This is a genomic window from Streptomyces sp. NPDC096323, from assembly GCF_040302845.1.
Lineage (GTDB): Bacteria > Actinomycetota > Actinomycetes > Streptomycetales > Streptomycetaceae > Streptomyces.
Map to the genome: position 1 here is coordinate 129,354 of NZ_JBEOSI010000014.1, position 16,922 is coordinate 146,275.

Sequence of the window (16,922 nt, forward strand, 5' to 3'; positions counted from 1 at the left end):
AGCAAGCGTTATGGCGCGGGTTACCAGGTGGACCGGCCGCGAAGCCGAATTGCTGCGCACGGCCATGCGGAAGAAGCAGAAGGAGTTCGCCGAGCTGGTAGGCGTGAACCCTCGTCAGGTCCCCCGGTGGAAACGCCGGGGCGAGACCATCGAACTCGAACTCGACAACCAGACGGCCCTCGACACGCTTCTGACTCAGGCTACGCCCGACGTTCAGCAACGCTTCGCCGCGCTCATGACCGAACGTGCGGACGTTGAGCACGACGAGCGGGCCGAGGAACTCCTGCGACGGGACCCAAGCACTCGCCGGCACCCGATCGACGGGAAGGTCATGGTCCTTGTCGAGGAGGGCATTTATCTCTCCGGCCCTGACAACCGCTCGGTGTGGCTGGAACCGTTTCTCATCGACGCCTACCCGACGACCAATGAGGACTACTCGCGCTTCGTGTTGGCCACCAAGCACCGGACGCCACAGCACTGGCCAGACGGCCATTGCCCCGTCACCCTGGCCACCCACCCCGTGGTGTGGGTGACGTGGCACGATGCGGCCGCTTACGCCCGTTGGGCTGGCAAGCTCCTTCCAACCGCCCGGCAGTGGGAGAAGGCGGCTCGCGGCCCGCGTGGTCGCGTCTACCCCTGGGGCAATGAGCCGACAGCCGCGAAGGTGAACACGGCCGAAGCGGGCATTGACGCGACGACCCCTGTCTCCCGCTACCAGTCCGGCGCCAGCCCTTTCGGCGCCTTCGACATGTGCGGCAACGCCTGGGAGTGGTGCTCCACGGAAGAGGAGCCCGGAAACGGGCGGTACCACCTGAAGGGGTCCGCGTTCACGTCTCCGTTCGAACGGGCTGCGCCATCCCTCCTGAACACAGCCGCTGCGACTATGAAGGACAACGACACGGGATTCCGCTGCGTTGCTGCATCGTAGAAGCCCGGACTACGCTGCGGCTTAGTTTTCGACGCTGCTCACGGCCACAGTGGGGTCATAGACCGATGGCGGACGTGGGCCCCATGTACGAGCCTGCGCCTGGGAAGCCGTCCCGGCACAGCTTCACCAACAGGTCGGAAAGTCGAGGCGGGGCGGGTCATCGAGCGGCACGAACTCGACAGCGTGGATCTGCCGGGTGTCGGCGCTCTAGGTGTTCTGTCCCGGGAGGTTGTGGACGGGTGAGGCAGGTCTCGGCTGAGGGATCTTGAATAGGTGAGGGCCTTCCGGTTCCGCGTGGATTGTGACGTCTACACCAATAGAAAGGCACTCGTGCCCCACCGTAATGCACCCCTGACCGAGACCGGACGCCTGCGCCTGGCCCGCTGCGTCGTCGAAGACGGCTGGACCCTGCGCCGCGCCGCGGAACGCTTCCAGGTCTCGCCCACGACGGCTCAGCAGCCTTCTTCTTGCTGGTGAACGCGGTGAAGTCGATCTCGGCGTCGGAGATCCAGCGTTCCTCCGTCTCGTCCCAGATCGCGTTGGTGTGCTCGATCGGAGTCCAGGCGTCCTCGGGGATCTCCACGATGGCCGCGCGGATGGTCTTCTTGACCGCGACGGCCAGGGAGAAGACCGCGCCGGCCTTGCGGCAGACGTCGATGACCTTGTGCGAGAAGTACGCCGAGTCCGCCCGCACAACGATCCGTGCGGTGATGCCCATGGCCCGAACGGTGCTCAGGGCCTTGCGCAGCAGACTCGCGGCTCCCTTGCCGGAGTTCGCCGAGCCCTTGCGCAGCCTCGGGCCACGATCACCGGCGCGCAGGCGGCGGTCTTCACGGTGACGATCTGGAAGTGCAGGCCACGGACCTTGGTGTAGCCGAAGGAAGCGCCCTGCTTGGCCGGCCCGTAGACCTGTTTGACCTTGGAGTCGATGTCCACGAACACCACCTCGTCCCCGGCCGGGACCAGGCCGGCGTGCGCGGCAAGATTGCAGGTGAACGCCCGGGCAGCAGACTCGAGTTGGCGCACGTGCCCCCAGGTGAACGCGCGCAGGAAGATGCCCAGCGTGGACGGGGCGCGCAAGCCGCCGAACAGCTTCGGCAGACCACCGTGGCGCAGGACGTCCAGATCGTCGATCGAGGTACCGGCCAAAATCCCGCCCATAATCGACAGAGCCTTGGCATCGGCGGCCGCCCCGGCACCGTCGGCCGCACCGACGAGGTGGACCTTCTGCGCGATCAGCGCGGGCCGCCCGCACCGCTCGGCCAACCGTATCCTCGGCAGCAGCCCAGGATGTGCGATCAGATTCGGATCATCGAACGCCGCGAACGTCGCCGCGGCCGTGTGGGGAACTTTCACTTCCGAGGTGCCTCGCTGTACATGCGTGATGGAGCTGTAGGAAGTCCCATCGTCGCAGGTCAGCGGGCACCTCTTTACGTTTCGTCACCCACAGGCCCGCCATCACGCGGTGGATCGAGGCTCAGGCCCTACGGGCCGACGATCACCTGGCCCAAGCTACCTGTCGCCCGAGTTTCCAAACAGGCCCATCAGGACAGAACGCCCCTTTACTTCACCCTCGAAAGCTGACGTTGGGCCGAAACCTTCATCATCTGTGACCGTCTCCGAACAGCGCATGATCGTCTGAGACCCCATCGCCACCGCCCGCCCACGACCGCAGTGCCTCCAGAGACGGCGGAGCGCGGCGGCGCGAGCGAGCGCAACATAGCCGACGATCACCGGTTACCCAAACCGGCCATCGTGGTGACCATTGAAGGCGCTCCCCCTTCGTCCTGCCTGGCGATGGGACCGAAGCGAACACAGCGAAGAAGACCGCCCACGAAAAGATAGGAAGCGCCTCGTCACTGCCGCGCCACAACTACCGGCGTAACTGCTTGGTGAAGCTACCCAGGCATGCGCTGTGAGGGCATAGGCCCTGGAAACCCAATGACCGCCAAAACAATAGGACTTGCACGGAGGGTCAATGCAGGACACGACGGCAATATCGGCCGAGGCGGCCCGACAGTGGCTGCGCGAACACTTCGAGGGCAACCCCGCGCCCCAGGTCGACATCACCTTCCGAAGCGAGGAGCCCGACCCCGTCGCCTATCGCCGCCTACTGGAGATCGTATTCCACCCGCGCACCGACACCCCTGCGACCTAACATTGCCGCAACGTACGTAACCCTCGGAGGTACGGCAGCACCTCCCAAGATCCGCCACTTGAAAGGGGCTGACATGGGCAAGACACGCACGCGCGCCGCCGCCGACACGGCGCTACGGGCCAGCGCGGCGGCACTGCGGGCCGTCGACTACCTGCGCGTCTCCACGGAGGAACAGACCGAGGGCTACGGCATCTCGTACACAGGCAAGCGCACCGTCCGACACATCCAGAAGAAGGGCTGGACACACGTCGGCACATACGCCGACGAAGGGTTCAGCGGCAGCCTGGAAGCCGACCACAGGCCAGACCTAAAACGCCTCATGCAAGACGCCCGTAAAACTCCACGCCCCTTCGACATGGTTGTCGTAAACGAGGGCCGAGGCATCGGCCGCACAGGACGCGCCTTCTGGAAGTGGGTCTGGGAGCTCGAAGACCTCGGGGTGTACGTGGCCGTGGTCAAAAGAGACTACGACAACTCCACGTCCGCCGGCCGCAGCCAGATGCGCAAGGACGCTGACTACGCCGAAGAAGAGCGTGAGCTGATCCGCGAGCGCACCCAGGGCGGCATCCAAGAGAAGGCCGAAGACGGCCTGTACCCAGGCGGCATGGTCCCCTTCGGGTGGGAGGTCGCCGAGCGCGGTAAGAAGGGAGTCTCGCACTACGCCGTCTGCGAGAAGGATGCAGCCACACTCCGCAGAGCGAGGGAAGTCTTTCTAGATAAGCGAAGCTGGGAAGAAGCCGCCCTCACCCTCAATGCGGAGCAGCGCACCACGCGTTCGGGCGCCTACTGGACTGCGAAGAACATCAGATGCCGTCTGCTCGGCGACGCGGTCATGGAGAACCGCGTCGTTTGGCGCGGTAGATCTGCAGAGCGGGACCCGGACGGCAACCCCGTCCACGGCGACAGCGTCGCCATCGACCTGCCTCCGGTCTTCACCAGCGAAGAGATAACGGAACTGCGGACTGCCATGGCCCAACGTCGGCCTGCGGTGAAGACCCGCTCCCGGATCTACATCCTGACCGGCCTCATGACCAGCCCGTGCGATCGCACCTACGAGGGGCACCAGCATCGGCCCACCGAGGTCATCTACCGATGCAAGGGGCGGCACGAGTCCTACGCCGGGGCCGCTGATCGCTGTACCTGCCCATATCTGGAGGCCACCAGCGTCGAGCGTCAATTGTGGGCCGACGTCGTAGCGCTGCTCAGTGACGCCGACCGCATGAAAGCCATGGCTCAAGACTGGCTGCACGCCACCAGTCACAAGCGGGTCGACTACACCAAACGCATCACCGATCTGACTCAGCAAATCACCGAAACAGAAGACTTGATCGACGTCACCGCCGCTACAGCAGCCAAACGGGCACTGCGCCGAGGACTAAACCGCGAAGAAGCAGCAGAAGCCGCAGACCGGGCCACGAAACCTCTCGAAGACGCTCTGACGACCCTTGAGAAGCAGCGTGTGGAGGCGGAAGCCTGGCAGAGAGAGGCTGCTGAGGCGGGCCAGCGTCTGCAGGGTCTGGAGCGTCTTGCAGAAGTAGCGCGGCGGAACCTGCAGGACATTGAGCCTGCGGAGAAGGCGGAGCTGCTGCGGATGGTGGGCCTCCAAGCCGAGGTCGTAAGGTGTTCCCCGCGACGCAAGGGCGTCGCCTGCGCGATTCGGGAGTGGTTCCTCCAGGAGGGTCGGAACGTTCCTGTTCTGACCGACGAGGCATGGGAACGGATCAAGCCTCTGATGGGCGGCTCTCGGTCCGTCATCGACCGGCGAACGATGGTGGCGGCTCTGCTGGACAAAGCTGTCTCGGGCGAACGGTTCAAAGAGCTGGCGCAGCGGTACGGCATCGGTTGGACCACCTTGCAGACGCAGGCCCACCGCTGGCTGAAGGCTGGTGTCTGGGCAGAGGCCATGACGCTGTTGAAGGATATGGAGGCCGTACCGCCCTGGCAGCCGGACCCCGTCCAGATACGGGCAAGCCTGAAGCCGCTGGCTATTGAGTCCATTGCGGGCGATGAAGAACGCGACCCTTGGAGACGGGGCCGCCCACGCAGAACTCGGTCCGTTCGCCGAAGCCCTGCTGGGCGATGTCGTGCGACAGGATCTGGGCATGCGCCGAGCAGTCCTTGATCAGTGCGGAGAGTTCGAGCAGGGCGAACACGTCGTGCCGGTGGACGGCGCCGTCCCCGCCCGCGTCGCGGTTGACGACGAGCAGGCACTCCGAATTCCCCGGCAGGCCGAAGAACGCCTGCTTGCGGCGGAGCTTGCGGCGCCAGAGATACGTGCGCGCGAGCCACCCGAGGGCGGCGCTGATGCCGGCGGCTATCACGCCCAGCACGATGTTGCGTACGTCGTCAGTCATGGGCGGGCATGTTAGCGGGCATGTTAGCGGGCATTCGGGCTCACGTCCGAGGCGCTCCTGACGCGGCGGCCGGGGCGGCGTTACCCTGCGCGGACGATCCTTCACTGGAGGTGCGCATGAGGCGTTCCGTCGCTCGGAATGTGTCGTTGTCAGGTGTTCTGGCCGCCATGGTGACGCTCGGGGCAGCCGCCCCGTCCTCCTCCGCGCCACCGATCCCGCCGCCCTTGAAGTCGCCCGTGGCGGCCGGTTACGGGGGTGCGGTGTCCAGCGTCGACGCCGATGCGACGGCCGCGGGCATCGAGGTGCTGCGCAAGGGCGGCAACGCGGTGGACGCGGCCGTGGCCACCGCGGCGGCCCTCGGGGTGACCGAGCCGTACTCGGCGGGGCTGGGCGGGGGCGGCTACTTCGTGCACTACGACGCCCGCACCCGCACCGTGGAGACGATCGACGGCCGCGAGACCGCGCCGCGCAGCGCCGACTCCTCGCTCTTCCTGGAGAACGGCAAGCCCCTCCCCTTCGAGGCCGCCGTCACCAGCGGCCTGGGCGTCGGCACCCCGGGCACGCCCGCCACCTGGGACGCGGCGCTCGACGCCTGGGGGAGCAAGTCGCTCCGGCAGGTGCTGAAACCGGCCGAGCGGCTGGCCCGCGACGGCTTCGTCGTCGACGGCACGTTCCGCTCGCAGACGGAGAGCAATCAGGCCCGGTTCGCCGACTTCCCCGCCACCCGGAAGCTCTTCCTGCCCGACGGAGAACTCCCGGTGGTCGGCTCCGTCTTCAAGAACCCCGACCTGGCGCGTACGTACGAGGAGGTCGGCCGCGACGGGGTCGACGCGCTCTACCGGGGCAAGCTGGCGGACGACATCGTGCGGACCGTACGCAATCCGCCCGTCGACCCCGCGTCGGCCCGGGTGGTGCGTCCGGGCGACCTCACGGCGAAGGACCTGCGCTCCTACCGGGCGTTGCGGCAGGCACCCACGAAGACCGGCTACCGCGGGCTCGACGTCTACGGCATGGCACCGTCCTCGTCGGGTGGTACGACGGTGGGCGAGGCCCTCAACATCCTTGAGTCCACCGACCTTTCACGGGCGAGCCAGGCGCAGTACCTGCACCGTTACATCGAGGCGAGCCGCATCGCCTTCGCCGACCGGGGGCGCTGGGTCGGCGACCCGGCCTTCGAGGACGTACCCACGAAGGAGCTCATCAGCCAGCGGTTCGCCGACTCGCGGGAGTGCCTGATCAAGGACGACGCGGTGCTCACCAGTCCGCTCGCCCCGGGCGACCCGCGCAACCCCGGTGACTGCGCGGGTGCCGGGACGGCCGCCCCGACGACGTACGAGGGCGAGAACACCACGCATCTCACGGCCGCCGACAAGTGGGGCAACGTGGTCGCGTACACCCTGACGATCGAGCAGACCGGGGGCAGCGGCATCACGGTGCCGGGGCGGGGCTTCCTGCTCAACAACGAGCTGACGGACTTCTCGTTCGCACCGGCCAACCCGGCCGTCCACGACCCGAATCTGCCGGGTCCGGGCAAGCGGCCGCGGTCGTCGATCTCCCCGACCATCGTGCTGGCACACGGGAAGCCGGTGCTGGCCCTCGGTTCTCCGGGCGGCGCCACGATCATCACGACCGTGCTCCAGACCCTGACCGGCACGGTCGACCGCGGGCTGCCGCTGGTGGACGCCATCGCGGCGCCCCGCGCCAGCCAGCGCAACGCGGCGGCGACCGAGCTCGAACCGGGGCTGTGGAACAGCCCGGTGCGGGCGCGGCTGGAGGCTCTGGGGCACGTCTTCAAGCTCAACCCGGAGATCGGGGCGGCGACGGGCGTGCAGCGGCTCCCCGACGGGCGGTGGCTCGCGGCCGCGGAGACGGTGCGGCGGGGCGGCGGTTCGGCCATGGTGGTGAGGCCGGCCGGGCGTGACTGACGGCCGGCAGTAGTCCTATGCGTGAGTCGGCCCGGCGTCGGGAGAGACGTGCCGGGCCGGCCCCGCGACGGCCCTCGCCGGGGAGTCCTGTGCGCCAACTGACGGGGCGCGCCGGGTGGTTCCGGCGAACGGGGCGCCAAAGACGGCCCTTTGAGCGGTCAGAGGGCGGTCAGGATCCTGGGGCCGTCGTTCGTGATGGCCACCGTGTGCTCCGCGTGCGCGGCCCTGCTGCCGTCGTTGGTCCGCAGGGTCCAGCCGTCGAGGTCCGGGTGATAGTCGTCCCCGCCGCCCCCGATCAGCATCGGCTCGATGGCCAGCACCATGCCGTGCCGCAGCGGCATCCCGCGGCCCGGACGCCCCTCGTTGGGCACGCCCGGGTCCTCGTGCATGGCCCGGCCGATGCCGTGGCCGCCGAAGCCCTCCGGGATGCCGTAGCCCGCGGTGCGGCAGACCGTGCCGATCGCGTGAGCGATGTCGCCGATCCGGTTGCCGACGACGGCCGCCGCGATGCCCGCCGCCAGCGCCTCGTACGCCGTGTCGACCAGCCGGGTGTCCGCCGGCCGGGCCCGGCCGATGGTGAAGCTGATCGCCGAGTCCCCGGCCCAGCCGCCGAGCGTCGCACCCGCGTCGATGCTGACCAGATCGCCGTCGCGCAGCGGCACGTCGTCCGGGATGCCGTGGACGATCGCGTCGTTGACGGACGCGCAGATCACGCCGGGGAAGGGAGTGGGCGCGAAGTGCGGCCGGTAGTTCAGGAAGGGCGAGCCCGCACCGGCCTCGCGCAGGACCTCGCGGGCCACCTCGTCGAGCTCGCGCGGTGTGACGCCGACCGCCGCCGCTTCGCGCGTGGCTGCCAGTAGCTGCGCGACGACCCGGCCGGTCTCACGCATGGCTTCGATGGATGTGTCTGTCTTGAGCTGCACCATGCCAATTACTATACCGGTCCGAGCGGTATTAGAATGACGGCATGGTACGAACGCCCCTCACCCCCGAAGAGCGCCTGCGAGGCGAACGGCTCGGCCGGCTGCTCCGCGAGATGCGCGGCCCCCGCAGCATGTCCGACGTCGCCGCGTGCGCCGGAATCTCGGCCGAGACGCTGCGCAAGATCGAAACCGGCCGCGCCCCGACCCCCGCCTTCTTCACCGTCGCGGCGCTCGCCGGGGCGCTCGGCCTCTCCATGGACGAACTGCTCCTGCGGTGCGCCCCGGAGCCGGACACCGTCCCGCTCGCCGGGTAGCGGGGCGAACGGCGGTCGCCCTGCGTAGGGTTGGACCATGAGCCTCCAGGACTTCGCCCGCAGTGAATACGTCAGCCTCACCACCTACCGGAAGGACGGCACCCCCGTCGCCACGCCGGTGTGGGCGGCGGCCGACGGGGGCGAACTGTTCGTCTGGACCAAGAGCGATTCGTGGAAGGTCAAGCGACTGCGCAACAACAGCAGTGTCCTCGTCACCGTCTGCGATGTGCGCGGGCGGATCGCGGAGGGCGCCCCGAGCGCCGAGGGCACCGGCCGGCTGCTCGACGAGAAGGGTACGAACGGTGCGCGGCGGGTCATCGCCCGCAAGTACACCTGGAAGTACTGGCTGCTCGACTACCCGGCGATGGTCGTCCGGCTCGGTAAGCGGCCGCATACCGGGATCGCCATCACCTTCTGATCGCTGGGCCGGTGCCGAGGGGCGCGCGCCGAGCCGACGAGCGCCCCTCGGCACCCGGTTCGTATCGACCCGCGCCGCTCGGACCCGGGTCGAAAACTGCGTGTAGCCGTCCCGTAACACGACTGCGGTCGAATGCCTGCGGACTGGAAGGTTCCAGTCGGCAGCGGCCGAAGGCGGCGATGACGGTGGCGGTGACGGTGCATCAGCGTGCTGAGTCCATAGGCGAGTTCGCGCACCATCTGCGAGAGGTGGCGGCGCTGCTCGATGCCGGGCGGGGCTGGTACGGCGTCTTCTGCCGGCGTGATCCCGAGGGGATGCGGGCCTGTCTGGCGGGTGCGGAGATCCCGCCCTGGGACGTCATGGAGTCGCTCTTCACGGACCTCGCCGCCGTGCGCGGCGCGGCGTTCGCGGAGCGCGCCTCGGTGCGTGCGGCCGAGCTCTACGCCGCCTCCGCCGCCGCCCACGACCGGCGCCCCGGCGGGCGGCAGCAGCTCGCGGAGCGGCTGGAGCTGATGCTGCGGGAACAGGCGAACGCGGCTCAGCGGCTGAGCGCTGCCCTGGCCGGCGGCGAGGCGGGCGCCATGGATGCGGACGCGGTCGCGGAGGCGGTCGCCTGGGCCCGCGACGACCACGCCCGGGCGTCGGCCCGCTGTACGGAACTGCGCAGGAGGCTGGCCGCGGTGGCGGTGCCGGCGGGCTGGTTCCGCGCGGAAGGGGACGCCGCGCCGGGGTCGGAGCCGGGGTTCGAGGGCACACCGGACCCCGCCCGCCGACAGCCCGCAGAGCCTGTGCCTCAGCCCTCGGCCCCCACACGTCGGCCGCCCGCAGAGCCTATGCCCCAGCCCTCGGACGCCGTCCGTCGGCCGCCCGCACACCCCGTGCCGCAGTCCTCGGCCCCCACCCGTCGGCCGCCCGCAGAGCCTGCGCCTCAGCCCTCGGACGCCGTCCGTCGGCCGCCCGAGGCCCCCGCCCGCAAGAAGGCGCGGGGTGCGCGCTTCGCCGGGCTGGACGTCGAGGCGGAGAGTTCCGCGCCCGTTCTGCCCCTCCCGCCGGTGGCGGCGGCCCTGCCCCGGGGAGCACGCTTCGGCGGTGCCTCCCGCGCGGCGGGCGCTCCGGCCGGGGATGCCGAGGCGGCGCAGGACCCGGCCGTGCTGTACTCCGCGCGGGCCGTCGTCGCGACCCTCGTCCGGCTCCGGGCGGAGGGCCGGAGCGGCGAGGCCCATGGCGTGCTCTGCGAGGCGGCGGGCCGGCCCGCCGAACTGTTGCCGGTCCTCGCTGTCGAACTCCACCGGGCGGGGCTCGGCGCGGACTGGGCGACCCTGCTGTGGGAGGTCTCCTCGCTGCCCCCGGCCGAGCTCGCGGCCGCCGCGGACGCGCTCGCCGGTGCGGGGCGCCCGGAGGACTGCGGGAACCTGTTGCGCCAGGGCGTGGCCCGGCCGGCCGCCGAGATCGCCGACGCGGTGACCGCCCTGGACCGGGCCGGCCGCGGGGCCCAGGCACAGGCGCTGCTCGGCGCCTTCGTCCGCGTACGGACACCGCAGGACGCGGCCAGGATCGCGGAGAGCGACCCGCGCCACCTCGTACCGCATCTGCTGGCGGCGGCCCGGACGGTGTCCGAGGACCGCGAGCGGGACGTGGAACGCGCCCTGCGGGTGGCGGGCATCGCCTGACCACCCGCCGCCATCCGGCCCACCCCGGGCACTGGACCGCACGGGTGTGAAACATGATCGACTCCGCTGGTTCACGGCGATGGTCTTGCCCCGCTGTGTGACGGGGCTTACGTTCTCCCGTACGCACGTGTCTACGGGCGTAGAAACGCGAAGAGGCTCTCTGACGCCGTGTCGAAGGAGCAGCTCATGTCCCACGTCGTACGCGCCGCACTCGTCCAGGCGACCTGGACCGGCGACACCGAATCCATGATCGCCAAGCACGAGGAACACGCTCGGGAGGCCGCCCGGCAGGGGGCGAAGATCATCGGGTTCCAGGAGGTGTTCAACGCGCCTTACTTCTGCCAGGTGCAGGAACCCGAGCACTACCGCTGGGCGGAGGCCGTGCCCGACGGGCCGACCGTGCAGCGGATGCGGGAGCTGGCCCGCGAGACCGGCATGGTGATCGTCGTCCCGGTCTTCGAGCTCGAGCAGTCCGGCTTCTACTACAACACCGCTGCCGTGATCGACGCCGACGGCTCGTACCTCGGCAAGTACCGCAAGCACCACATCCCGCAGGTCAAGGGCTTCTGGGAGAAGTACTACTTCAAGCCCGGAAACATCGGCTGGCCGGTCTTCGACACGGCGGTCGGCAAGGTCGGGGTGTACATCTGCTACGACCGCCACTTCCCCGAGGGGTGGCGCCAACTCGGGCTCAACGGAGCCCAGTTGGTGTACAACCCGTCAGCGACCTCGCGCGGCCTGTCCGGTCACCTCTGGCAGCTGGAGCAGCCCGCCTCCGCCGTCGCGAACGAGTACTTCATCGCCGCGATCAACCGGGTCGGCCAGGAGGAGTACGGCGACAACGACTTCTACGGAACGAGTTACTTCGTCGACCCGCGCGGCCAGTTCGTCGGCGACGTCGCCAGCGACAAGGAGGAGGAACTCCTCGTCCGGGACCTGGACTTCGGGCTCATCGAGGAGGTCCGTCAGCAGTGGGCGTTCTACCGGGACCGCCGCCCCGACGCGTACGAAGGACTGGTGGAACCGTGAGCAGCCTGCACCACCGCCACCTCGCCGTCAGCCCCGACTGGCTGGCGCTCTACTACCGGCACCCCCTGGAGATCACCCACGGCGAGGGCCGCCACGTCTGGGACGCCGACGGGAGGCGCTACCTCGACTTCTTCGGCGGCATCCTCACCACGATGACCGCCCACGCACTGCCCGAGGTCACCAAGGCGGTCAGCGAGCAGGCCGGGCGGATCATCCACTCCTCCACGCTCTATCTGAACCGGCCGATGGTCGAACTCGCCGAGCGCGTCGCCACCCTCTCCGGCATCCCGGAGGCCCGGGTCTTCTTCACCACCTCCGGCACCGAGGCGAACGACACGGCCCTGCTGCTCGCCACCACGTACCGCAGGTCGAACCAGATCCTCGCGATGCGCAACAGCTACCACGGCCGGTCGTTCTCGGCCGTCTCCATCACCGGCAACAACGCCTGGTCGCCCACCAGCCTGTCGCCGCTCCAGACGCTGTACGTGCACGGGGGCGTCCGCAACCGCGGCCCCTACGCGCACCTGGACGACCGGGAGTTCATCGCCGCCTGCGTCGCGGACCTGGAGGACCTGCTCGGCCACACCCGCTCGCCCGCCGCGCTGATCGCCGAACCCATCCAGGGCGTCGGCGGGTTCACGTCCCCGCCCGACGGCCTGTACGCGGCGTTCCGCGAAGTTCTGGACCGGCACGGCATCCTGTGGATCTCCGACGAGGTGCAGACCGGCTGGGGCCGCACCGGCGAGCACTTCTGGGGCTGGCAGGCGCACGGGCGTAACGGCCCGCCGGAGATCCTCACCTTCGCCAAGGGAATCGGCAACGGCATGTCGATCGGCGGCGTCGTCGCCCGTGCCGACGTCATGAACTGCCTCGACGCCAACTCCATCTCGACGTTCGGCGGTTCCCCCGTCACGATGGCCGCCGGCCTCGCCAACCTCTCGTACCTCCTCGAACACGACCTCCAGGGCAACGCCCGCCGCGTCGGCGGGCTGCTGATCGAGCGCCTGCGCGCGATCGGTGCGGCGTCGGAGTGCGTACGGGAGGTGCGCGGGCGCGGCCTGATGATCGGCATCGAGCTGGTGAAGCCGGGGACGGACGAGGCGAACCCCGAAGCGGCCGCGGCCGTGCTCGAAGCGGCACGCGAGGGCGGCCTGCTCATCGGCAAGGGCGGCGGCCACGACACCAGCGTGCTGCGCATCGCCCCACCGCTCTCGCTCTCCATCCCGGAGGCCGAGGAGGGCGCGGCGATCCTCGCCGAGGCACTGCGGTCGGTGGGGTGAAACCCCGGGGTGCGGCGGCCCGCCGGGCCACCGCACCCCGCCCGGCACCGCGGTATTGCCCCGTGGGCAGCCCACTTCTACGTTTTCTCTCACGCACCGCGTCCACGTGTGCGTGGACCCATTCCGCCACAGTGAGGAGGGGCACATGACCCGCACCGTCATCCACGGCGGCCTCGTCATCACCGCGTCCGACGAGATCCACGCCGACGTACTCGTCGAGGGCGGCCGCATCGCCGCACTCGCCGCACCCGGCACCGACGCCGCAGCCGGCTGGACCGCCGACCGGACCATCGACGCCACCGGGAAGTACGTCGTCCCGGGCGGTGCCGACGCGCACACGCACATGGAGATGCCGTTCGGCGGCACCTTCGCCTCGGACACCTTCGAGACCGGCACCCGGGCCGCCGCCTGGGGCGGCACCACCACGATCGTGGACTTCGCGATCCAGTCCGTGGGGCGCTCCCTTCGTGAGGGGCTCGACGCCCGGTACGCCAAGGCGGACGGCAACTGCGCCATCGACTACGCGTTCCACATGATCCTCGCCGATGTGAACGAGTCGTCGCTCAAGGAGATGGACCTGCTGGTCGCGGAGGGCGTCACGTCCTTCAAGGGTTTCATTGGCTCGGGTGACCAGGGATGTTCCACCCTCGTAGGCGCCTGACCTGTAGGAATGCGGAGAATTCGTACGGTCGGTGGGGTGGAGTCACCCATCTGCCCCACCGACGGACCCTTCCTGGGGGGAATGGGGCGAGCAGTAACGGCTCATGGGTGACCGCCGTTGATCCGACGCGAATGGAGCAGAAGCCATGGCACGCACTCTCATTACTGGCGGACTGGTGATTACGGCCTCCGACGAGTTGCACGTCGATGTGCTCGTCGACGGTGGCCGGGTCGTGGCCCTGGCTACTCATGACAGCCATGGGTGGACGGCTGACCACGTCATCGACGCGGCCGGGAAGTACGTGATTCCGGGTGGGGTCGACGGTCACACGCATATGGAGATGCCGTTCGGCGGCACGTTCGCCTCCGACACGTTCGAGACCGGCACGAGGGCTGCGGCTTGGGGCGGCACGACAACCATCATTGACTTCGCTATTCAGTCCAAGGGAGGTTCCCTGGCTGAGGGACTCGATGCGTGGCAAGAAAAGGCCGACGGAAAGTGCGCGATCGACTACGCGTTTCACATGATCATGTCCGATGTGAACGAGTCCTCGCTCAGGGAGATGGATGGCCTGGTCTCGGCCGGCGTCACCTCATTCAAGCTCTTCACTGCGTATCCGGGTGTATTTTTTTCCGACGACGGTCAGATCCTGCGGGCCATGCAACGCGCCGGCTCCAACGGCGGCCTTGTGATGGCGCACGCGGAGAATGGTCTTGCGATCGACGTGCTCGTGGAGCAGGCACTGGCCCGAGGGGAGAGGGATCCGCGATACCACGGAGAGGTCCGCAAGGCGCTGCTCGAAGCGGAGGCTACACATCGAGTGATCAAGCTGAGCCAGGTGGCGGGGGCTCCTCTCTATGTGGTGCACGTCTCGGCCCAGGAGGCTCTCGCCGAACTGGCGCGAGCTCGGGACGAGGGACTTCCTGTATTCGGCGAGACGTGTCCCCAGTACCTGTTTCTGTCGACCGACAACCTGGCTGAACCCGACTTCGAAGGAGCGAAGTACGTCTGCTCCACTCCGCTGCGTCCGAGGGAGCATCAGAAGGCTCTGTGGCGTGGCCTGCGGACGAATGATCTGCAGGTGGTGTCCACGGACCATTGCCCGTTCTGCTTCAAGGGACAGAAGGAGATGGGACGGGGCGACTTCTCGAAGATCCCGAACGGCATGCCCGGCGTCGAGCATCGCATGGACCTGCTGCACCAAGCTGTTGTCGACGGGAATATCAGCCGCCGCCGCTGGATCGAGATTGCCTGTGCTGCGCCGGCTCGCATGTTCGGTCTGTATCCGAAGAAGGGGACGATCGCACCGGGGTCGGACGCCGACATCGTCATCTATGATCCGGCGGCCGAACAGGTTCTGTCTGCTGAGACGCATCACATGAATGTCGACTACTCGGCCTATGAGGGCAAGCGCGTCACGGGGAGGGTCGAGACGGTGCTGTCGCGCGGTGTTCCGGTGATCGATGACCGTGCCTACGTGGGGGAGACGGGGCACGGCACGTACCTGCCGCGGGGTATTTGCCAGTACGTAAACTGAATTGCCCTCGCCAGTGGCCAAACGGCTCTCATTCTTCTACCGATTCATCGGAGCAGGGTCAACAAACGCCCTTGCGGTCAATGAGTGAACGCTTCGTCTGGCGATAACCGCCGCATGAAGCGCTCACGCGGAACCGAAACCCCCTATAGGGGGATCCCCAGATCCCGAGGGCTATCTTCTCCGCGGCCCACCTGCGAGTGACGTCGCGGCCGGTGTCAGCCTGTGCGAGCACCGCGCGGAGTCGCAAGGCGAGCGGGCCGGTTTGGTCCGGCCGCGGTAGGGCCTTCGCACTGTGCTGTCCTTCGTCCCAGCGTTGTCGCAGGTAGTCGAGGTAGGGGTCCAGAGTGGAGGGCTTGCGGGGCGGCCGACGCATGGCTTCCTGCCAGGTGCGTGCGCGGGCGTACTTACGAACGGTTCGGCGGTCCAGGCCGAGCTCGCGGGCCACGGAGCTGTGGCTCCGGCGGGTGCGGGTCAGGGCTTGGACCGCCTCGAACAGGCTTTGGGCATGGCGCCCGGCCCGGCTGCCCGCCGCGGCGTTGTCAGTGGTCTTCGCGACCGGTTGATGATCGTCTTCAGTGACGGTTGGCAGGGCTGCGGGCAGGCATCCGCGGTGGGTGGAGACGATGTCCTGAACTCGGCGGGACAGGCCCCGCCAGAGGTGAAAGCGGTCGCTGACCTGCACGGCTGCTGGCCGGGTGTCCGGCGCTGGTAGCGCGCGGTCAGGCCCGGTACTTGCTCGGCGAAGGTTGTCTCCGGGCAGGTCGTGTTCTCGCAGTACAGGCGGCGTACGGACAGGTCGATGCGCAGAGGGCGGCCTGCGAGCGTGACGTCGACGTGGCGCCGCGCGTAACGGCTGTGGCACCACTCACTGAGCTGGCCACATTCCGTGCAGCCCGCTGGTTCACCGGATCTCGTGCGGGCGCGGACCGCCACCACCGCATCGGAAACCTCAACCGAGACCACCTGCACATCGGACAACTGCGGTAACAAGCTGACCAGTTCAACAGAGCACAAAAACAGGCCGCCCATCCTGCGGACCGGCCGACCATGGCACCGCATTGATCTCCGCCTGCGAAAATCTTGCCAGAGCCGCAAACGTGCACAGTCAGGTACGCCCGAACGTACACAGGGGTCTCGGTGCGAAATGAGCTGGTCTCAAGACCAATAGGCGTTGCCCCGCGCCGTGGGGCAGGCGGGTAAGACGACGCCACCTGGATCGCGCACCCTGGCGGTTGCGGTCCAGATGGCGTTCAGCGGGCGGCGGTTACTCGGCGAGCAGCTCGACCGGGATGTTGCCGCGCGTGGCGTTGGAGTACGGGCAAACCTGGTGGGTGGCCTCGATGAGCGCGCGACCGACTTCTCGGGGCAGGCCGTCCGGTAGCTTCGTCCGCAGGCTGACTTCGAGCTGGAAGCCGCCCTGCCCGTTGGGGACGAGGCCGACTTCGGCGGTGACCGACATGCCCGAGACGTCGATCTCCTTCTTCTGCGCCACCAGCTGCATGGAGGTGGCAAAACAGGCGGCGTAGCCCGCCGCGAAGAGCTGCTCGGGGTTGGTGCCGTCTCCGGTCCCGCCCAACTCTTTCTGGAGGGCCAGCTCGACGTCCAACTTGCCGTCCGAACTGACGGCGCGGCCGTCGCGGCCGGTCGCGGTCGCGACGGCGGTGTACAGGCTCATGTGCTGCCCTTCTGGTAGACCGATCGGTCAATCTGTCTGGCGCACTCAGC

Annotated in this window: 14 protein-coding genes and 4 pseudogenes; 12 read left to right on the top strand and 6 right to left on the bottom strand. The window is 68.6% G+C overall.

Features of this window, described 5'->3' with window-relative positions; translation table 11 throughout:
• The first annotated feature begins 10 nt into the window (after positions 1-10).
• Together ABTX18_RS32475 and ABTX18_RS32480 are read left to right on the top strand one after the other, a co-directional pair.
• Positions 11-928, top strand: a complete 918-nt coding sequence (locus ABTX18_RS32475; RefSeq protein WP_352126384.1) for a formylglycine-generating enzyme family protein — start codon at positions 11-13, stop codon at positions 926-928.
• A gap of 330 nt (positions 929-1,258) precedes the next feature.
• Positions 1,259-1,387 (top strand): annotated as a pseudogene (locus tag ABTX18_RS32480) (IS481 family transposase); the annotation flags it as partial.
• 34 nt (positions 1,388-1,421) lie between these two features.
• Here ABTX18_RS32480 and ABTX18_RS32485 read toward each other — a convergent pair.
• Positions 1,422-1,748: pseudogene (locus tag ABTX18_RS32485) on the bottom strand (transposase); the annotation flags it as partial.
• Positions 1,661-2,284, bottom strand: coding sequence for a hypothetical protein (locus ABTX18_RS32490; RefSeq protein WP_352126385.1), 624 nt, complete (start codon positions 2,282-2,284; stop codon positions 1,661-1,663). The gene ABTX18_RS32490 and the pseudogene ABTX18_RS32485, both read right to left, overlap by 88 nt.
• A 622-nt stretch (positions 2,285-2,906) precedes the next feature.
• On the opposite strand from ABTX18_RS32490, the gene ABTX18_RS32495 reads away from it, so the two are divergent.
• Together ABTX18_RS32495 and ABTX18_RS32500 are read left to right on the top strand one after the other, a co-directional pair.
• Positions 2,907-3,086 carry a hypothetical protein gene (locus tag ABTX18_RS32495; protein ID WP_352126386.1) on the top strand — a complete coding sequence of 60 codons (180 nt, stop codon included), beginning with the start codon at positions 2,907-2,909 and terminating at the stop codon, positions 3,084-3,086.
• 73 nt (positions 3,087-3,159) lie between these two features.
• Complete coding sequence (locus tag ABTX18_RS32500; protein ID WP_352126387.1) at positions 3,160-5,208, top strand: recombinase family protein; 2,049 nt, start codon at positions 3,160-3,162, stop codon at positions 5,206-5,208.
• Here the strand turns inward: ABTX18_RS32500 and ABTX18_RS32505 are convergent.
• Positions 5,099-5,440 (bottom strand): annotated as a pseudogene (locus tag ABTX18_RS32505) (hypothetical protein); the annotation flags it as partial. The gene ABTX18_RS32500 and the pseudogene ABTX18_RS32505 overlap by 110 nt on opposite strands.
• Before the next feature lie 116 nt (positions 5,441-5,556).
• Between ABTX18_RS32505 and ggt the strand changes: the two are divergent.
• Positions 5,557-7,365 (top strand): gamma-glutamyltransferase, encoded by a 1,809-nt coding sequence (gene ggt, locus ABTX18_RS32510; protein WP_352126388.1) that lies wholly within the window; start codon positions 5,557-5,559, stop codon positions 7,363-7,365.
• A gap of 158 nt (positions 7,366-7,523) precedes the next feature.
• On the opposite strand, the gene map is transcribed toward ggt, so the two are convergent.
• On the bottom strand, positions 7,524-8,291 hold the full coding sequence (map, locus tag ABTX18_RS32515; protein ID WP_352126389.1) for a type I methionyl aminopeptidase: 768 nt from the start codon (positions 8,289-8,291) through the stop codon (positions 7,524-7,526).
• A gap of 41 nt (positions 8,292-8,332) precedes the next feature.
• Between map and ABTX18_RS32520 the strand changes: the two genes are divergently transcribed.
• From ABTX18_RS32520 to hydA, 7 genes and pseudogenes are all read left to right on the top strand, one after another.
• Entirely contained in the window at positions 8,333-8,602 is a 270-nt protein-coding gene (locus ABTX18_RS32520) for a helix-turn-helix domain-containing protein (RefSeq protein WP_352126390.1), read from the top strand.
• 37 nt (positions 8,603-8,639) lie between these two features.
• Positions 8,640-9,020, top strand: coding sequence for a PPOX class F420-dependent oxidoreductase (locus tag ABTX18_RS32525; RefSeq protein ID WP_352126391.1), 381 nt, complete (start codon positions 8,640-8,642; stop codon positions 9,018-9,020).
• A gap of 191 nt (positions 9,021-9,211) precedes the next feature.
• Complete coding sequence (locus tag ABTX18_RS32530) at positions 9,212-10,690, top strand: hypothetical protein (protein ID WP_352126392.1); 1,479 nt, start codon at positions 9,212-9,214, stop codon at positions 10,688-10,690.
• A 186-nt stretch (positions 10,691-10,876) separates the two neighbouring features.
• Positions 10,877-11,719 carry a nitrilase-related carbon-nitrogen hydrolase gene (locus ABTX18_RS32535; RefSeq protein ID WP_352126393.1) on the top strand — a complete coding sequence of 281 codons (843 nt, stop codon included), beginning with the start codon at positions 10,877-10,879 and terminating at the stop codon, positions 11,717-11,719.
• Positions 11,716-12,999, top strand: a complete 1,284-nt coding sequence (locus tag ABTX18_RS32540; protein ID WP_352126394.1) for an aspartate aminotransferase family protein — start codon at positions 11,716-11,718, stop codon at positions 12,997-12,999. The genes ABTX18_RS32535 and ABTX18_RS32540 overlap by 4 nt, the downstream gene beginning before the upstream one ends.
• 145 nt (positions 13,000-13,144) lie before the next feature.
• Positions 13,145-13,618 (top strand): annotated as a pseudogene (locus ABTX18_RS32545) (amidohydrolase family protein); the annotation flags it as partial.
• Between the two features lie 187 nt (positions 13,619-13,805).
• Positions 13,806-15,197: a dihydropyrimidinase gene (gene hydA, locus ABTX18_RS32550; RefSeq protein ID WP_352126395.1), complete on the top strand. Its 1,392-nt coding sequence runs from the start codon at positions 13,806-13,808 to the stop codon at positions 15,195-15,197.
• A 58-nt stretch (positions 15,198-15,255) separates the two neighbouring features.
• Here hydA and ABTX18_RS32555 read toward each other — a convergent pair whose 3' ends face one another.
• On the bottom strand, positions 15,256-15,879 hold the full coding sequence (locus ABTX18_RS32555; RefSeq protein WP_352126396.1) for a hypothetical protein: 624 nt from the start codon (positions 15,877-15,879) through the stop codon (positions 15,256-15,258).
• Between the two features lie 582 nt (positions 15,880-16,461).
• The gene (locus ABTX18_RS32560; RefSeq protein ID WP_352126397.1) at positions 16,462-16,872 is read right to left on the bottom strand and encodes an organic hydroperoxide resistance protein; all 411 of its coding nucleotides are present in this window, start codon (positions 16,870-16,872) and stop codon (positions 16,462-16,464) included.
• Positions 16,873-16,922: the final 50 nt, after the last annotated feature.

Bases quoted from the DNA above. Each gene is read 5' to 3' on its own strand.
- ABTX18_RS32495 (WP_352126386.1), top strand. From the start codon at position 2,907: ATGCAGGACACGACGGCAATATCGGCCGAGGCGGCCCGACAGTGGCTG.
- ABTX18_RS32525 (WP_352126391.1), top strand. From the start codon at position 8,640: ATGAGCCTCCAGGACTTCGCCCGCAGTGAATACGTCAGCCTCACCACC.
- ABTX18_RS32535 (WP_352126393.1), top strand. From the start codon at position 10,877: ATGTCCCACGTCGTACGCGCCGCACTCGTCCAGGCGACCTGGACCGGC.
- hydA (WP_352126395.1), top strand. From the start codon at position 13,806: ATGGCACGCACTCTCATTACTGGCGGACTGGTGATTACGGCCTCCGAC.
- ggt (WP_352126388.1), top strand. From the start codon at position 5,557: ATGAGGCGTTCCGTCGCTCGGAATGTGTCGTTGTCAGGTGTTCTGGCC.
- ABTX18_RS32560 (WP_352126397.1), bottom strand. From the start codon at position 16,872: ATGAGCCTGTACACCGCCGTCGCGACCGCGACCGGCCGCGACGGCCGC.
- ABTX18_RS32520 (WP_352126390.1), top strand. From the start codon at position 8,333: ATGGTACGAACGCCCCTCACCCCCGAAGAGCGCCTGCGAGGCGAACGG.
- ABTX18_RS32475 (WP_352126384.1), top strand. From the start codon at position 11: ATGGCGCGGGTTACCAGGTGGACCGGCCGCGAAGCCGAATTGCTGCGC.
- map (WP_352126389.1), bottom strand. From the start codon at position 8,291: ATGGTGCAGCTCAAGACAGACACATCCATCGAAGCCATGCGTGAGACC.
- ABTX18_RS32500 (WP_352126387.1), top strand. From the start codon at position 3,160: ATGGGCAAGACACGCACGCGCGCCGCCGCCGACACGGCGCTACGGGCC.